Annotated in this window: 15 protein-coding genes and 1 pseudogene; 12 read left to right on the top strand and 4 right to left on the bottom strand. The window is 46.9% G+C overall.

Going from position 1 to position 17,560, the window contains the following annotated elements; genetic code table 11:
* Positions 1-109: 109 nt before the first annotated feature.
* Positions 110-577 (top strand): NUDIX hydrolase, encoded by a 468-nt coding sequence (locus ACXADP_RS01765; RefSeq protein ID WP_474970106.1) that lies wholly within the window; start codon positions 110-112, stop codon positions 575-577.
* Positions 578-632: 55 nt separating this feature from the next.
* Positions 633-1,886: a M48 family metallopeptidase gene (locus ACXADP_RS01770; protein ID WP_474970655.1), complete on the top strand. Its 1,254-nt coding sequence runs from the start codon at positions 633-635 to the stop codon at positions 1,884-1,886.
* 52 nt (positions 1,887-1,938) lie between these two features.
* On the opposite strand, the gene ACXADP_RS01775 is transcribed toward ACXADP_RS01770, so the two are convergent.
* From ACXADP_RS01775 to ACXADP_RS01785, 3 genes are all read right to left on the bottom strand, one after another.
* On the bottom strand, positions 1,939-3,132 hold the full coding sequence (locus ACXADP_RS01775) for a hypothetical protein (RefSeq protein WP_474970656.1): 1,194 nt from the start codon (positions 3,130-3,132) through the stop codon (positions 1,939-1,941).
* A gap of 217 nt (positions 3,133-3,349) precedes the next feature.
* Entirely contained in the window at positions 3,350-3,871 is a 522-nt protein-coding gene (locus ACXADP_RS01780; protein WP_474970657.1) for a PilZ domain-containing protein, read from the bottom strand.
* A 232-nt stretch (positions 3,872-4,103) separates the two neighbouring features.
* A complete protein-coding gene (locus ACXADP_RS01785) occupies positions 4,104-4,247 on the bottom strand; it encodes a LapA family protein (protein ID WP_474970658.1) in 144 nt (47 codons plus the stop codon).
* Between the two features lie 132 nt (positions 4,248-4,379).
* Between ACXADP_RS01785 and ACXADP_RS01790 the strand changes: the two genes are divergently transcribed.
* From ACXADP_RS01790 to ACXADP_RS01830, 9 genes and pseudogenes are all read left to right on the top strand, one after another.
* Entirely contained in the window at positions 4,380-5,741 is a 1,362-nt protein-coding gene (locus ACXADP_RS01790) for a sigma-54 interaction domain-containing protein (RefSeq protein ID WP_474970659.1), read from the top strand.
* A 194-nt stretch (positions 5,742-5,935) separates the two neighbouring features.
* Positions 5,936-6,631, top strand: coding sequence for a CoA transferase subunit A (locus tag ACXADP_RS01795; protein WP_474970660.1), 696 nt, complete (start codon positions 5,936-5,938; stop codon positions 6,629-6,631).
* Between the two features lie 17 nt (positions 6,632-6,648).
* Positions 6,649-7,329: a 3-oxoacid CoA-transferase subunit B gene (locus ACXADP_RS01800; RefSeq protein ID WP_206934889.1), complete on the top strand. Its 681-nt coding sequence runs from the start codon at positions 6,649-6,651 to the stop codon at positions 7,327-7,329.
* 13 nt (positions 7,330-7,342) lie between these two features.
* Positions 7,343-8,119, top strand: a complete 777-nt coding sequence (locus ACXADP_RS01805) for a 3-hydroxybutyrate dehydrogenase (RefSeq protein WP_474970661.1) — start codon at positions 7,343-7,345, stop codon at positions 8,117-8,119.
* A 17-nt stretch (positions 8,120-8,136) separates the two neighbouring features.
* A complete protein-coding gene (locus ACXADP_RS01810; protein WP_474970662.1) occupies positions 8,137-9,315 on the top strand; it encodes a thiolase family protein in 1,179 nt (392 codons plus the stop codon).
* 36 nt (positions 9,316-9,351) lie between these two features.
* Entirely contained in the window at positions 9,352-10,635 is a 1,284-nt protein-coding gene (locus ACXADP_RS01815) for a GntP family permease (RefSeq protein ID WP_474970663.1), read from the top strand.
* 290 nt (positions 10,636-10,925) lie between these two features.
* A complete protein-coding gene (gene rlmH, locus ACXADP_RS01820) occupies positions 10,926-11,405 on the top strand; it encodes a 23S rRNA (pseudouridine(1915)-N(3))-methyltransferase RlmH (RefSeq protein ID WP_474970664.1) in 480 nt (159 codons plus the stop codon).
* Positions 11,406-12,174: 769 nt separating this feature from the next.
* Positions 12,175-12,474: pseudogene (locus ACXADP_RS01825) on the top strand (DnaB-like helicase C-terminal domain-containing protein); the annotation flags it as partial.
* A 147-nt stretch (positions 12,475-12,621) separates the two neighbouring features.
* Entirely contained in the window at positions 12,622-15,495 is a 2,874-nt protein-coding gene (locus tag ACXADP_RS01830) for a DEAD/DEAH box helicase (RefSeq protein WP_474970665.1), read from the top strand.
* Between the two features lie 33 nt (positions 15,496-15,528).
* Here ACXADP_RS01830 and ACXADP_RS01835 read toward each other — a convergent pair whose 3' ends face one another.
* On the bottom strand, positions 15,529-15,924 hold the full coding sequence (locus ACXADP_RS01835; RefSeq protein ID WP_474970666.1) for a (deoxy)nucleoside triphosphate pyrophosphohydrolase: 396 nt from the start codon (positions 15,922-15,924) through the stop codon (positions 15,529-15,531).
* Positions 15,925-16,459: 535 nt separating this feature from the next.
* On the opposite strand from ACXADP_RS01835, the gene ACXADP_RS01840 reads away from it, so the two are divergent.
* Entirely contained in the window at positions 16,460-17,428 is a 969-nt protein-coding gene (locus ACXADP_RS01840; protein WP_474970667.1) for a hypothetical protein, read from the top strand.
* Positions 17,429-17,560: the final 132 nt, after the last annotated feature.

Consider the following 17,560-nt stretch of genomic DNA (forward strand, 5'->3'; position numbering starts at 1 on the left):
CCATATATTCAGATAAGTCACAGCTGCTCCAAAAAAATAAAGGACTACCGCCCCCGTCCGGCGTAAGTAATAGGAATGGGATTTGTTAACGAAAAAAGGGGGCAGACGGATGGATGTACGATTCCGCAGCGACGGCCGGTTTTTCAATCACCGCGCCGCCGGCATACTGATCGAGCAGGGGCATGTGCTGTTACATAAACAAAAGAAAGATGCCCACTGGTCCCTGCCGGGTGGTGGCATTGAGCTCGGCGAGGATTCGATGAATACGATCATCCGTGAGATGAGGGAGGAACTCGGCTGGGAAGTCGAGGTCGAGCGTACGGTCTGGATTGCCGAAAGCTTTTTCCCTCACCGCGGGGAAGCGCTTCATGAGGTGGCTTTTTACTATGCGCTGGAAACGAAGGAGCCACAGTTCAGGACCGGTCCTTTTTCCGGTAAAGAAGGCGATCGTCTTATCTATCAGTGGATTGCTCTGGATGATCTGTCCCTGCATGAGGTGAAGCCGGCGTTTCTTAAAAAGTCGCTGCTGGAAATTCCGGATCATCTGATGCATCTGATCCTGAAGGAAACGTTCTAAGCGGGCGGACGGGCTCGTACACTATGACGAATGCGTATGTCAGGGAGGGCAGGCAGTGAAGAAAAAATTTATCACATGGACGTTCATTCTCTACGGCCTCTATAGTCTGGTCCTGGGCCTGTATTTTTTCCAGTGGTCAAACCCCGGCGTGCCTCCGGAATACGAAGGGACCGCCGCCGACCCTGCGACATTTATGACCGCGAGGGAGCTTGAACTCAGTCAGGAATACTCGACCTATCAGAACTTCCTCTCCTTTCTCGGCGAGCCGTTGGAGTGGATCGTCTACCTCGGTGTGATGATTTTCGGCGCGTCGATCGTCTTCAAGCAGTTCGGGGAGAAGGTGTCACGCTTCCGCATCATCCAGATTCCGTTGTTTGTGCTGTTGTTATCGACGCTGACATCGATCCTGTTATTCCCGATCGATTACGTAAAGCGGCGCTTGTCGGTGGAGTACGGCATTTCCACCCAGAGCTTTTCAAGCTGGATGCGTGATGAGCTGCTCAGCTTCTGGATCGGCTGGCTCATCATGGCCGTTCTCATTACTGTCTTATATTTCCTCATGAAAAAATTCGAAAAGCGCTGGTGGCTGATCGCCTGGCTGCTCATGATCCCGTTTCTCATTTTCATGATGTACCTGCAGCCCGTCGTCATCGACCCGCTGTATAATGATTTCGGTGAACTGCAGGATAAAGAGCTCGAGGGAAAAATTCTCACGCTCGCCGATGAAGCGGATATTCCCGCCGACCGTGTCTATGAAGTGAACATGTCGGAGAAAACGAACAGCATGAACGCCTATGTGAACGGCATTGGCTCCAATCTTCGCATCGTTTTATGGGATACGACGCTGAACCGGCTTCAGGAAAATGAAGTGCTTTTCATCATGGCGCATGAAATCGGCCACTACGTCATGAATCACCTGTATTGGAATCTTGCCGGTGCCATCTTCGCCACCTTCCTAGGACTGCTGGCGACCTATCATCTGCTGCGGTGGAGCGTCCGGCGCTACGGAGAAAAACTCGGCTTCACGAAAGTGTCCGACATTGCCAGTCTGCCGATGTTTTATTTGATTCTGACGCTGCTTTCCTTTATCACAAGTCCTGTGGAGCTTGCGATATCACGCAATGCGGAAGCGGATGCCGACCGTTATGCGATCGAGATGACACAGGATACGGAAGCGGCCGTCGGGTCCTTCCAGGAGCTCACCGTCAACGGTTTGAGTGACGTCGATCCACCGGCGCTCGTGAAGTACCTGCGCTACGGGCATCCGACAATGATGGAGCGGATCTATATGCTGGAAAACTATGAATAAACATAGCCCCTCTTTATTAAATAAAGAGGGGCTATGTTTATTCATTGATCAACTATTTAGATAAAACATTTTGGAAAAAAATTCTTTCTCTTTGAAAGATATCATCATCGTAACTGAGATAAGCAGCTATAGAAAGTACAATTAAAACCATGCTTAAAGATACTTGCCAAACGTGGACCACATTCCAAAAAATAGATCCTGAATCAAAGTAAGATATGTTGAAAAAGGTTACCGATGTTGTGTATAGAGCAAGTTCTAACAAAGAGACATTATCACTGAAAAATTGTCCTATAGGTTCTACTTTAATAAAATTTTCTGGCAAGGCTATATATTGAAAAAGGTAAAGCAGAAAAAAAGAAATTAATAATTCTATTAGGCTGTGAACTGCTAGTGAAATTCTCTCGGGCTTTCTTAAGTAAGAGTTTCTCCATTCGTGTAAATACATTTTTTCTCGTTGGCTTACTTTAGATTTTACTTTATCATTGGTTTTGAAAATTTTAGCTTTGACATTTACTACATCTTTGTAAAATGCAGTTGTAATTTCAAATGTTCGAGATATAAGACGATAAACTAATATAGGAAATATAACTTGAAGTATGCTTTTTAAATCTGAGTTGCCATATAGTAAAGTAAGGATTATAAAATCAGCAAGAATTAACGAAAAGCATAAATTTAGCCAATTTGAAAATTTTATAAAGTATTTATTCATAATTTTGATTGAATCAAAGCATTGAATACATAAATTCTCTTTAATGCTGATATATTTTTTATTGGAGCAATTGCATTCATTTTGTTCCTTCCAAAGCTTTGTGAATTTAACTTTAAAGTAATTAGAGTAATATAAATCCGGGCTAAGTAAAAATTTCATAAAACTGAATATACACCCAAATCTAGGTGTAGGTGTTTTTTCTTTGTTAGAAGAAGTTTTATTACTTTTCAAATATACACTTTTAACTAAAGAAAATGGTGCGTATCTAATTAATCCTGCTAGTATAAGGTAGAATATTATTGAAAAAATTACGGTGGTTGTTTTCGGCATTATAGAAAAATCGATGTTAAATTCATTGAAATCCCCATAAAATATAGATATTATGAACGTTATTATAAATGACACAATTGTGATTTTTTTAATTCTTTGCATACCATATTGATCAATTTTAGACAACGAAATATATTTTTCTTCATCATCCTTATCAATTTGTAATCCATCAAAAACTATTTCATAATCTCTTTTTATATAACTCATAACCCACACACCTTCTTTTCTATTTAGTAAAATTCTATCATTTAATATGTGAAAAGCGACCAAAAAAATAACATAAATTGAAAAAATAACCTATTCTATGTTAATTTTTTCAAAACGCTATGTAAATCATGATGGAGCGGATCTATATGCTGGAAAACTATGAGCTGAGCGAAGAGGAGTAGGCACAGGCCCCCGGGTATCCGGGGGTTTGTTCTGTTCAGAGCGCTTTATTATTTGTCACGATCTGCAGCTGATTCAGGATGCGCGCCAGGCGCTCCCGGTTCTTTTCGCTGATTTCGATGAACTCCACCCCATAGACAACGGCGGAGCTTGATAACTCCTCGTGTTTCCGGGCCATCCGGGCCTGCAGGTCAAACTCTTCGTCGTTCAAGAAAAAGTGCAGCGCAATGGTGATGTTCTCCTGGATGGGGATGTTGTACGGTGAAGAAAATTTCAATCCGGTGAGGCTGATGTTTTCGATGTAGCCGATAAAGTATTTCTGGTTCAAGGCTTTGAACCGTTTGGTATCGATATCAATGATGATGATTTTACTTTCGACATGGGGTACATCGACCCGGAAGCTTCTTTGTACGTACGGTTGTTTCGACGGGGGGCCGCTTCTTGCGGGGGGATCGGCAGCTGTTGGAGCGTCCGCTGCCTTTTTCTTAAGAAGATCTTTCATTAATAACACGGTAAACACGACAATGATCAGGGCTTCTGCCCATACGATATAAACCAAAACAACCACCTCGTATTCCTTCAAGTGTATCCCGGTTCTCTTTCTGACTGGTCCGGGCCGAAAGGTTGTATGGATGCGGTCTCCCGTTTTTTTATTTTTGGCGGCTTCACGCTCCTTTTGTAGGCATTTTTATCTATTTTATTGCATGATATAGGTATTTGCTTTTACATATCCCATGTTTGTTTTAGGAAAAGCTGTAATTTTTACTAAAACACAGGAAGAGTATAACCTATTATAAGGAATGGTCCTCGTCTCTTTCCCGCTCCAGACGGTCCAACCGCTCCTTCAACCTCTTATTCTCTTTTTTCGCCTGTTCCGCTGTATAAAAGGCACCGACGGCCAAAGATAAGGCCATCCAGCTCCACAACCAATCCATATCAAACACCTCCCTTTCCCATCCTATCATGGTAAAAAAAGGAGGTGGGGTATCTAGCAACGCCAGCTCTCTTTTGATAGACTCAAAGTAGCGACTATTGAAAACGTTATCATAATAAAGGAGTGACCCAGGATGCCATCGATGCTTGAGGAGCGCAATCATGTGCTGGAGACGCTGTTTGGCAATGTGAAGCACTGTATCGTCGTCGTCGACCGGGACGGACGGATTTCCTATATGAACGAAAGCTACGGCCGTTTTTTGGAAGTGGATCCAAAAGAGATCGCCGGCCGCCACGTCACCGAAGTGATCGAGAATACGCGGATGCACATCGTCGTCGACACAGGGGAGGAGGAGATGGCCGATCTCCAGAAGATCCGCGGCGATTATATGATCGCCCACCGGATTCCGCTCCAGGAGGACGGCGAGGTGATTGGGGCCCTCGGCATGGTGCTGTTCCGTGATACCGACGAATGGAAAATCATGAACACCCACATCAAGGACCTGCTGCTTGAGCTCGAGACGTACCGCAGCCAGATGCAGCACGTGAACGGTGCCAAGTATTCGCTTCATGACATCATCACCACCTCACCGGAAGTGCTGCAGGTCAAGGAAAAGATCCGTAAAACCGCCTACAGCGATGTGTCGGTGCTCGTCCGCGGCGAAAGCGGGACAGGGAAGGAATTGTTCGCCCACAGCATCCATCACTTGAGTGAGCGGAGCCAGCAGCCGTTCATCAAGGTGAACTGTGCGGCCATCCCGGAGCATTTGATCGAAGCGGAGCTGTTTGGCTACCAGGAAGGGGCATTTACCGGAGCGAAAAAAGGCGGCAAGCCGGGCAAATTCCAGCTCGCCCACGGCGGTACGCTGTTTCTCGATGAAATCGGCGACATGCCGCTGCACGCCCAGGTGAAAATCCTCCGTGCCCTGCAGGAAGGCGAAATCGAAGCGGTCGGCGCAGAGAAGCCGCAGGCCATCGACGTCCGCATCATCGCTGCCACCAACCGGCCGCTCGAAGCGCTCATTAAGGAGGACAAATTCCGGGAGGATCTCTTCTACCGCATCAATGTCGTCCAGATCGATATTCCGCCGCTCCGCAGACGCCGGGGCGACATCAAAGTGCTCACGAAGTTTCTGTTGAAAAAGCTCAGTGACCGGACCGGCAAACGGGTCGAGACGCTCGCCCCGGATGTGGAGGCTCTCTTTAACAAACACGACTGGCCGGGGAATGTCCGTGAATTGGAAAACGTCATCGAATCCGCCATTCATATGACGGACGACGGGGAAATCCGTTACGGCGACCTGCCGGATTATCTATCATCATCCGGAAACGGCCAGCGCGCCGGACAGACGCTCAAGGACGTCATCGAGGAAGCGGAAAAAACGGCGATCCTCCGCGCGATCGAAGAAGCAGACGGTGACAAGTGCACAGCCGCCGACCGCCTCGGCATCGGCAAATCAAGCCTGTATGACAAAGTGAAAAAGTACGACCTGTAAGCCATTCCAGATTTCAGGAATCCGTTCCGGAAATCCGGAATGGGTTTTTTTACGCCTTTTTGTAAGGGTTCTCATGAATAACGAATCAGTTTTTCCATAAATCCGGAAACCGGAAAACCAGATTCCTTTAGTACCGCGGTTGAAAAGTTGGCATGAAACTTGCATGTAGTAGGGTGGAAGGGGTGGAAACCAATATGAAACACATTCACACATCATTTCAGGAAGCGGTTAAGGACATAAACGATCACTCAACGATTATGGTCGGAGGATTCGGACTCGTCGGAATCCCGGAAAATCTCATTTTGGCACTCGTCGAATCGAACGTGAAGCATCTCACCGTCATCAGCAACAACTGCGGCGTCGACGACTGGGGGCTCGGCCTGCTTTTGGAAAACAAACAGATTGATAAGATGATCGGCTCCTACGTCGGCGAAAACAAGGAATTCGAACGCCAGGTGCTCGCAGGCGAACTGGAAGTCGAGCTCACGCCGCAGGGAACACTCGCCGAACGCATCCGTGCAGGCGGCGCCGGCATTCCGGCTTTCTATACACCGGCAGGCGTCGGAACACCGATTGCGGAAGGAAAAGAAGTGCGCACCTTCGACGGTAAGGACTATCTGCTGCAGACCGGACTTACCGCTGATGTCAGCCTCGTCCGTGCCCTGAAGGGTGACAAGCACGGCAACCTCATTTATAACAAAACGGCGCGCAACTTCAACCCGATGATGGCCGCTGCCGGGGCTGTCACGATCGCTGAAGTCGAAGAGCTGGTCGAGCCGGGAGAACTCGATGCCGATCAAATCCACACACCGGGCATCTACGTACAGGGACTTATTGAAGGACAGCAGGAAAAACGTATCGAACGCCGGACCGTACGCACTCACGCATAACAAAAGGAGGGGCTATTATGGCCGTAGAAATGGATAAAGCGGCAGTCAGGGAACTGATTGCCCGACGTGCTGAAAAGGAAATTGAAAGCGGTTACTATGTGAACCTTGGAATCGGAATGCCGACGATGGTCGCCAACTACATTGATTCCGATAAGGAAGTGGTCCTGCAGTCGGAAAACGGACTGCTTGGCATCGGACGCTCTCCGTATGAAGAGGAAGTCGACCCGGACTTGATCAACGCCGGAAAGGAAACCGTCACCGCCTCCATCGGCGCCGCCTACTGTGACAGTGCCGAATCGTTCGCTATGATCCGCGGTGAGCACCTCGACCTTGCGATTTTAGGCGGGATGGAAGTCGCAGAAAACGGTGATCTCGCCAACTGGATGATCCCTGGAAAAATGATCAAAGGCATGGGCGGGGCGATGGATATCGTCCACGGCTCCAAAAAAGTCGTCATCATCATGGACCACGTGAACAAGCACGGCGATCCGAAAATCCTGAAGGCATGCCGTCTGCCGCTCACAGGAAAAGGCGTCGTCGACCGCATCATTACCGAGCGTGCCGTTATGGACGTAACAGAGGAAGGCCTGAAGCTGATCGAAATCGCCGAAGGCTGGACAGTAGACGAAATCAAGGCATCGACAGAAGCGGATCTGATCGTCAGCGACGAGCTGATGACAATCCAGTCCAACACGTGAGGAGGAACACCGGATGATAGAAAATAAAGTCGTCTTCATTACAGGCGCGGCCAGCGGCATCGGCTATGAAATCGGCACCGAATTCGCAAAGAACGGTGCCAAGGTCGCCTTGAGCGATATAAACGAGGAAAAAGTGAAGGAAGCTGAAGAGCAGCTATCTTCAGAGGGATATGACGTCACAGGGCTCGTCTGTGACGTGACGAAGGAAAAGGATATCCAGGACGCCATTGATGCCACCGTGGACAAATACGGCCGTCTCGACGTGCTCGTCAACAATGCCGGCCTCCAGCACGTTTCGTCCATCGAGGAGTTTCCGACAGAGAAGTTCGAGCTGATTACGAAGATCATGCTTGTTGCGCCGTTCATGGCGACAAAGCACGTGTTCCCGATTATGAAAAAGCAGGGCTTCGGCCGCATCCTCAACATGGCCTCGATCAACGGCCTGATCGGATTCGCCGGCAAGTCCGCCTACAACAGCGCCAAGCACGGCGTCATCGGTCTGACCAAAGTGACCGCTCTGGAAGGCGCGGAAGACGGCATCACCGTCAACGCCATCTGCCCGGGCTATGTCGATACCCCGCTCGTCCGCAACCAGCTTGAGGATCTCGCCAACAACCGCGGCGTCTCGCTCGATAAGGCACTCGAGGAAGTCATCTACCCGCTCGTGCCGCAGAAGCGTCTTCTAAAAGTTCAGGAAATCGCCGACTACGCGCTGTTTTTAGCCAGTGACAAAGCGAAAGGCATTACCGGTCAGGCGGCTGTCATCGACGGCGGCTATACGACTCAGTAACCGAAAGGGGTATTTCAATGAAATCCGTATATATCGTAGAAGGAGCGCGCACGCCGTTCGGCACGTTCGGCGGCGCCCTCAAGGACGTGGAGCCGACAGACCTCGGCATCACCGCAGGAAAAGAAGCACTGAAGCGGAGCGGCATCGACGCCGGCAGCATCGACTTTTCCGTCATCGGCAACGTCATTCATTCATCTCAAAACGCACCGTACATGGCGCGCCACATCGCGCTGAAGACAGGCATCCCGATGGAAAGCCCGGCCCTTGCCGTCAACCGCCTCTGCGGTTCGGGCATGCAGTCCGTTGTATCTGCAGCCCAGTCCATTCTCCTCGGGGAAGGGGATACCGCACTTGCCGGTGGTGTCGACAGCATGAGTCTCGCCCCGTACGCCCTGCGCGGCAGCCGTTTTGGTACGAAGCTCGGCACACCGAAGGTCGATGATATGCTCTGGTCCGCGCTCACCGATGAGTACATCGGTGCCGGCATGGGCATGACAGGGGAGAATCTGGCCGAACGTTATGAAATCTCACGCGAAGCCCAGGATGAATATGCGACCCGCAGTCACCAGCGTGCCGCCGAAGCCCGCCGCTCCGGCCGGTTTGCTGAGGAAATCGCTCCGGTGGAAGTGAAGGGACGCAAAGGCATGACCGTCGTCGATCAGGACGAGCACATACGGGAAGACACGAATTCAGAAAATCTGGCCAAGCTGAAGCCCGCCTTCAAAAAAGACGGCAGTGTCACAGGCGGAAACGCAAGCGGCATCAATGACGGCGCTGGAGCGGTCGTTCTGGCCAGTGAAAACTACGTACACGACCACAGCTTAAGCCCGGTCGCAAGAATCGTCTCCTGGTCCGTGGCCGGTGTGGATCCGCACTACATGGGCATCGGCCCTGCGCCGGCGATTCGTCAGGCGCTTGAAAAAGCGGAGCTCTCCCTTGAGGATATGGATCTTATCGAAGTGAACGAAGCCTTTGCCGCGCAGTATCTGGCGGTGGAAAAAGAGCTCGGCCTCGACCGTGAAAAAGTGAACGTCAACGGCGGCGCCATCGCGCTCGGCCACCCGGTCGGCGCCAGCGGGACCCGCGTGTTGTATACGATGATCAAGGAATTGAAGCGCCGCGGCGGACGCTATGGCGTGGCTTCGCTCTGCATCGGAGGCGGACAGGGGATTGCCATGGTCGTCGAAACCGTCTAAAATCTTAACGTAAAAATCATTTAGGGGGAAACACCAATGTTCGGGATATTACTCGGCCTCATCGTCCTGATGGCGCTCGCCTACCTCGGCTGGTCGATCATCTGGGTCGCACCGATCGCTGCCGGCGTCGTCGCCGTCACCGGCGGTCTCGACCTGCTCGATGCTTATAAAGATACGTACATGGGCGGCTTTGTCGCCTTTGCGAAATCATGGTTCCCGGTCTTCATGCTCGGGGCGATCTTCGGAAAACTGATGGAGGACACCGGCATGGCCCGCTCGGTCGCCGTCGCATTCACAAAAGTGATCGGCACCAAGCGCGCCATCCTCGGCGTACTCGTCTCCGCCGCCGTCTTAACGTACGGCGGGGTGAGCTTGTTCGTCGTCGTCTTCGCGGTCTATCCGCTCGCCTTATCACTGTTCCGGGAAGCCAACATCAGCCGGAAGCTCATACCAGCGACCGTCGGGCTCGGCGCCTTCACCTTCACGATGACGGCCCTGCCTGGTACACCGCAGATCCAAAACCTCATTCCAATGGAATACTTCGGTACAACCGCATCCGCGGCCCCGGTCATGGGGATCGTCGCCGCCATCATCATGGCGGTCGGAGGCTATTTGTACCTGCGCTTTAGAGAGAAACAGCTGCGCGACAGAGGCGACATCTTCGTCGAACCGGAGGATAAAAGTTCCCTCGGTGACGTGGAGCGCGAGCCGCACTTCATCCTGTCGATTCTGCCACTGCTGACCGTGTTACTGACACTCAACTTGCTGCAATGGGACGTCGTCACCGCCTTAATCGCAGGAATTCTCTTAATCATGCTGTTGAACGTCACCTTGTTCAAAAAGTTCGTCACATCCATCAACAAAGGGGCGAGCGGCTCCGTCATCGCCATCATCAATACCAGTGCCGCCGTCGGCTTCGGGACTGTCGTCCGCGAAGTGCCCGGCTTTGAGAAGCTCACGCAGATCCTCGTCGGCATCAAAGGCAACCCGCTCATCTCCGAAGCAGTCGCCGTCAACGTCCTCGCCGGTGCCACAGGCTCCGCCTCCGGCGGCCTCGGCATCGCCCTTGAAGCCCTCGGCTCCAAGTACTATCAAATCGCCCAGGACACCGGCATCAGCGCCGAAGCGTTCCACCGCGTCGCTTCCCTGTCCTCCGGCGGGCTAGACGTACTGCCGCATAACGGAGCGGTTCTCACGCTGTTTGCGATCACCGGCATGACCCACAAGGACAGCTACCGCGACATCTTCGTCGTCGCGCTTCTGATTCCGGTCATTTCCGTTGCGGTCGTCATTCTGTTGAATACGATTGGCATTCTATAAAAAGAGAGAAAGATTTGTCATGGTGATGGTCACGTTCCGCTTATCGGTGGCTGCTTGCCGCGGGCACGATCTCAGCTGACTTGGGCAAAAAAACCATCTGCCCAAGTGGATCTTCGGTCCGTGCTGTTCCCGCAGGCTGTCGCCACCGAACGCTGCTCGTGACCTCAACTTAACAGGGAGTAAACACTCTCTACAGCTTGCATGAACACCACAGGATACCTGTGGTGTTTTTCTATTCCTGGAATCGTCATGGTAAACTAGAGGAAACAGAACGTACGGGAGGAACCACCATGAAATTAACGATTCTCACGGTAGGAAAACTGAAAGAGAAATACTTGAAGCAGGGGATCGCTGAATACGTAAAGCGACTCGGCCCTTACGCTAAAGTTGAAGTCGTCGAAGTGCCCGACGAAAAAGCACCGGAAAATCTGAGTGAAGCGCAGATGCTGGAGGTGAAGCAGAAGGAAGGCGAGCGCATCCTGAGCAAGATTTCCCAGGATACGTACGTTATTACGCTTGAAATCGAAGGGAAGCAGTTGACGTCTGAGAAGCTTGCGAAAAAGATGGACGAGCTTGCGACGTACGGAAAGAGCAAGGTAGCGTTCGTGATCGGAGGATCGCTGGGTCTGAGTGATGAGGTACTGGAGAGAAGTGATTTTTGGCTGTCGTTTTCGAATATGACGTTCCCGCACCAGTTGATGCGGTTGATGTTGGTGGAGCAGGTGTACAGGGCGTTTAAGATTAATCGGAATGAGCCGTATCATAAGTAATGATGCAGTAAGTTAGGTCAATGCACAAATTAAAACTAATGAATTAGCAAATCAAAGACGGTCAACTCGATAAACGGGATGGCTGTCTTTTTTATTCTACGGGGAGTGTGTTTGATGTTTATCAGACAACAACGACTACACCAAATCCGAGAAAGAATTTCAGACGGAAATGACAGCATATACTGTGTCCTCTTATTTCAATATTGATACCAGTGGCTACTCAATAGACCAAAGATCATTAATTTAAAGACCATGAATGCTTATTACAAGAGGTTCAGTCAGCAGCTAAAGAATTTATTACAACCATTGAAGAATCATTGGGCCAAGAAAAGGAAAGAGAGAAAATAATGAGTGTTAAAGGACAAAAACATGAAATGGAAGAAGAGAAACAAGGAGTGAAGATGTTACCTTCAGAAAAGCTTCGAGGTATGTACCGAAGCCAGGTTAGCAAGGTTGAGAAGGATAACTGGCCATTTGGTATAGAGGAAAGAGCCGATGAGGAATATTCTCATGAAGGATTTAAAGATGCTTTTAAGAAGGAACTCATGAACTTTATTGAACCCACAGTCGGAAAAGAATTGGGTGAAGAAGAAAACAACGACCGCCAAGATCGCTTAAATCTGATGCGAGCTTTTCAGGAGTCTCACAGTAAGGAAGAGGTGTACCAACTTAAGAAAGAATCTCTCCAAGAGTTAAAAGAACAACCATTGACGGATCGTGGAGAGCAGCGACTGTCTCAAATAGAGAGTAAATTGGACCGAGAGTGCTGCTTGCTCTTGAACTGGATATTCCGATTATTCTATTGTCTCAGCTATCCCGTAATGTGGAGCAGCGTCAGGACAAGCGCCCGCTTCTATCTGACCTTCGTGAATCAGGAAACATCGAACAGGATGCAGATATGATTGCTTTTCTATACAGGGAAGACTACTACAAGTGGCACCAGAACAGTAATAAAATTGAGTTGATTATCGGAAAGCAGCGGAATGGTCCAGTTGGGAAAGTCGATCTTCATTTTGAGAAGGAGTATGGGAAGTTTACAGGGAATGTACCAGAGTTAATACAAAGCTAGTTAAAAAGGATGAGGGAGACCTCATTCTTTTTCTTTATTCTATTGCTTATATCCTATATTGTTATATATATCCATGTGTGGATGGGTAACACCCATTACATTTTAGAAGATAGAGATAAAAGTAGATCAATAGGATGGAGGGTTATGATGGAATCAATTATTGAGCAGTTACAGAATTCCTTTCATAAGGGATTCATTGACCGTGAATTCTCAACTTCGACTCGTTTTCGGCCCGAACTTTTAGTGAACAATAAACAGCAACGTAAGGACGTTCTTACGTCATTAGTGGATGAACTTAAAAATTGTCGCTCGTTTATGTTTTCTGTAGCTTTTATTACGGAAAGTGGATTAGCGACTCTGAAATCACACTTATTGGATCTAAAATCAAAAGGTGTGAGAGGCAAAATACTAACCTCTACGTATCAAATGTTTAATAAACCTAAGGTGTTTAAAGAGCTACTAAAGCTCGACAATGTGGAAGTGCGAATTGCTGATGTGGAAGGTTTCCATTCAAAGGGATACATCTTCCAACATGACACTCATGTCTCTCTTATTGTAGGGAGCTCCAATCTCACAACCAATGCTCTTAAAGTTAATTATGAATGGAACATTAAGTTAACTTCTCATGAAAATGGGGAGATTATTCATCACTTTAATGACCAATTCCAAGTCATGTGGGATCAAGCCGATCATCTTTCAATGGCCTGGATCATGGCGTATGAAGAAAGCTATCAGCCTCCTCAGTTCTTCAAGGTTGCTGAAAAAGCAGCGCCATATGAACAAAATAAGCTAGGGGACTCTCTATCCATTCAGCCTAATCAAATGCAGGAAGCTGCATTGGAAGGCATTCAGCAGGTAAGGACGGAGAATGAAGAAAAGGCTCTGATCGTATCTGCTACGGGTACAGGGAAGACGTATTTATCCGCTTTTGACGTCCGTAGAGCTAGGCCCAAACGGATGTTGTTCATTGTGCATAGAGAACAAATTCTACATAAAGCGAAAAGTGACTTTCAGAAAGTACTGGGCGGTGAGGATAAAGACTTTGGAATCCTTTCAGGTACCAAGCGTGAAACAGATGCTCGTTATTTATTTGCGACAGTCCAAACGATATCAAAATCCAATGTCATGCGATCTTTTGATCAAGAAGCCTTTGATTACATATTAATTGATGAGGTTCATAAAGCGGGCGCACAGTCTTACTTGAAATTGATCGACTACTTTAAGCCCCAATTTCTGCTTGGCATGACAGCTACACCTGAGCGTACAGATGGCTTCAACCTTTTTGAGCTGTTTGATTATAACGTGGCTTATGAAATTCGCCTCCAGGAAGCGCTAGAAGCTGATATGCTAACACACTTTCACTATTTTGGGGTAACCGATCTTTCTATCGAGGGCCATGGGTTTACAGAAAATGAGATGTTTACCTACCTAACAGCAGATGAGCGGGTTGATCATGTTTTGGAGAAGGTAGAATACTATGGCTATTCAGGTGAAAGGGTAGCTGGATTGATTTTTTGTAGTACGAAGAAAGAGGCTGAACAGCTTTCACATCTTATGAACCAGCGTGGCTATAACACCGACTTTCTCACAGGCGATCACTCTCAAGAAACAAGGCAAGCAGCGGTTCAAAAGCTAGAAAACGGTGCTTTGGACTACATTTTAACAGTAGATATTTTCAATGAAGGGATCGACATCCCCTGCATCAATCAAATTGTTATGTTAAGACAAACACAGTCCAGTATTGTATTCATTCAACAACTTGGACGAGGCCTTAGGAAGCATGATACAAAAGACTTTGTTACTGTCATCGATTTTATTGGGAACTACGAAAACAACTACCTGATCCCCATTGCCTTGTCTGGGGATCATTCGCAAAACAAAGATAATATCCGAAGAAGAGTCATTGATACGAGTTATATTCAAGGAAAATCCACAATCAATTTTGAAGAAGTAGCTAAAGAGAGAATTTACGAGTCCATTCGAACAGCTAACTTAACGCAAATGAAAGTGTTGCGTGATGCTTATAAAGAACTGAAGAATAGGATCGGTCGTATTCCAATGCTAGTAGACTTTCAGAAGCACCACTCTATTGATCCTCTCGTTTTGGTAGATAAAAAAGGGAACTATGTAGAGTTTTTGGAGGGAGTTAAAGAGGAAGTGAGCCACCTAACCCATAGGGAAAGACAAATCCTAACCATGCTCTCTCAGGAAGTGTTAAATGGAAAAAGAATCCACGAGCCCTTATTGTTGCGTTTGCTATTAGATCACTCGTCTATCTCCTATTCAGAGTACAAAGACAAAGTATTAGAGTGCGGGGGACGAGTGGATGAACAAACGCTACACTCTGTGGAGCGTTTGTTTAGTCTGGAATTCTTCAAGATTACCGATCAAAAGAAATATGGAAACAAGGCTATTGTTACCTTTGATGGGGATCAAATTATTTGGGAAGAAGAGGTTTCAACATCCTTGGATGTAAATCCCACTTTCCGTGCCTTTGTTCAGGATATTGTGAATGTTGCCATGACGAAGAGTAGAGGCTATTCTCCAGCACAACCCTTTACTCTTTTTGAAAAATACTCTCGTAAGGATGCGTGTAAGCTTCTAAATTGGGAGAATGATGAAAGCTCAACGGTCTATGGATACAAGTCTAAGTATGGAACATGTCCGATCTTTGTGACTTATCATAAGCCTGAAGAAGTGGAGTCTAGTGTGAACTATGAAGATGAATTCTTAAATCCTGAAGTTCTCACGTGGTATTCCAGAAGTAAACGGACCTTACAATCCAATGAAGTCGTCCAAATCGTTGAAGCGGAGCAAAGAGAGAATGATCTTCACATTTTTGTGAAGAAGGATAACGGGGAAGGTAGTGATTTTTATTACCTTGGGCAAGCGATCCCGGACCAAAACACGGTGGAACAAACCACAATGAATGATGGGGATAAGGAAATTCCTGTAGTTCGCATGAATATGAAACTTGAACATCAAGTGAATCAAAAAATTTATGATTATCTTCATGAGTAATAAGAAATCCCCTTCCGTATGAAGGGGATTTTTTTACTTATTCTCCATTAATAGTTCAACGGCCGGTATGTCGGCAGGAGCCCACTTTAACGAAGGTAAGTTCTCTCTATGTAGCCATAGGAGCTTGGAATGCTCTTGAGCTGTAGGATTGCCTTCAATCAGTTTAGCTCGTAAAGCAATCAATTGGATGATAAAGGAGTCATACTCGTGTGTGTGATCTTTAATTACATCCAGAGCTTCGATTTCACAGGACAACTCCTCTTGAATTTCACGCTCCAATGCTTCTTGTAGGTCTTCGCCTTCTTCTACTTTTCCACCAGGGAACTCCCACATGTTTGGAATCGACATTTCTGGTGAGCGGAGTGCGCAAAGTATTTCATTTTCTTCATTTTCAATAACAGCAGCCACGACTTTAACGGTTTTTTTCATTGAAGAACGTCCTTTCCAACTTGATCTACGATTATCGTAGCATAGTGACTATTCAAATCTTTTACTGTTAGAATAACATACCTTCAAAAAGGAGCTTATGATGAGTTATAAATTGTTCCGTTGATATAGGGGATAATATTTGAAAAAAGAACAAATATGGATGGACTTTAGTGATATACCGCGGTTATTAGGATAATATTTGGCTTCCTAGATAACAACGTATTTTCATCCGGTTATGATGGTTTTTTATGTTAAAGTTAACCAAAAAGGGAGGGGTTATATGTAGTGGTACTCAGAAGGACTTTGCAGGTTATGCCTATATCTAAATACGTTTTAATCAGAGGATAATAATTACATAGATGATCTTGGGAAAGTATTTGATGAGAAAAGAGAAACGCTTTTTTATTACAATAATTGAATGGAAGGTAGGCAGTAAGGCAGTAGATCCCTAAAGAGATTATAGACAATTAAGGGTGAATGATTTTCATCTAGGTAACTGACCTGACCATACTTATAAATTTTGGGGGGAAGTAGTATGTATAGGACCTCAAATACCCAATCAGAAAAAGTAGAATCAAGTACCTTTGCTTCATTAGGTCTTAAGGAAGAAGATATAGAGGAACTTCTTAGGCAAAACATTGATATGATCTGCGACGATGAAGAATCTATGCTTATAGTAGGAAAACAGGTGCGGAACCAGAGCTCAGGTATCAGTGATCTAACAGCGGTGGATAGTCAGGGGAATCTAGTGCTTATTGAAATCAAGAGGGACCGGAAAGATATTGAATCAAGGAGAGAATCTTTCGAATTTCAAGCCATTCGATATGCAGCCAGTTATGCGACCATTAAGAACCCCGAAGACTTAATAAATAGAGTATATGCCCCATATTTAGAGAAGTATGAAGCTGAAAGATCAAACAGTTCATTGACAAGTACAGAGCTTGCAAATCGAGAATTATACCAATTTCTAAGCGACAACAATGCTGAACACACATTTAATGAAGCTCAGAGGATTATTTTGGTCGCTTCTGATTATGATGAACAAACGCTATCTGCGGTTTCCTGGCTCAGCGATAATAGTGTAGGTATATCCTGTTATAAACTCGTACCTTATATGATTTCGGAGGAATTATACATAGCGGTTGAGAAGGTTCTCCCCTTATTAAAAAATGAAGATTATTATATAGAGATTTCAGCGCAGGCTCCAAAGGAGTTTTCTAAGAAACTCAAAGGTCATCGAAGGAACTTACCCAAAATTGATGCGCTGTTGGAATGGGGAGTCGTGAAACCAGGCGATACGCTCATTGCCAAGGGACGCGGAAATCGTGCCACTTTGAAATCAAATGGGAAAGTAGAAGTATACGGGGAAGAGCACACAATGCAGAAGTGGCTTCAAAATATATTTGGCTGGTCCAGCGTCCAGACTTATGTGTTTGCGATTCATCAAAGGACAGGTAAGTCATTATCGCAGTTGCGTGCTGAGTATATGAATAAAGAAGTCTGAGAGGAATTGTGATTTCCTCAATGAAAACTTAAAGGATTCACCAGCCATACATGTATGGCTTTTTAGTGCACCGACAACAAATCTCCATAAGGGAAATATAACCATTACTATAGTCTCGTAGAAGCATTGCTT

The sequence above is a fragment of the Halobacillus sp. AWH4_228 genome, assembly GCF_056158365.1.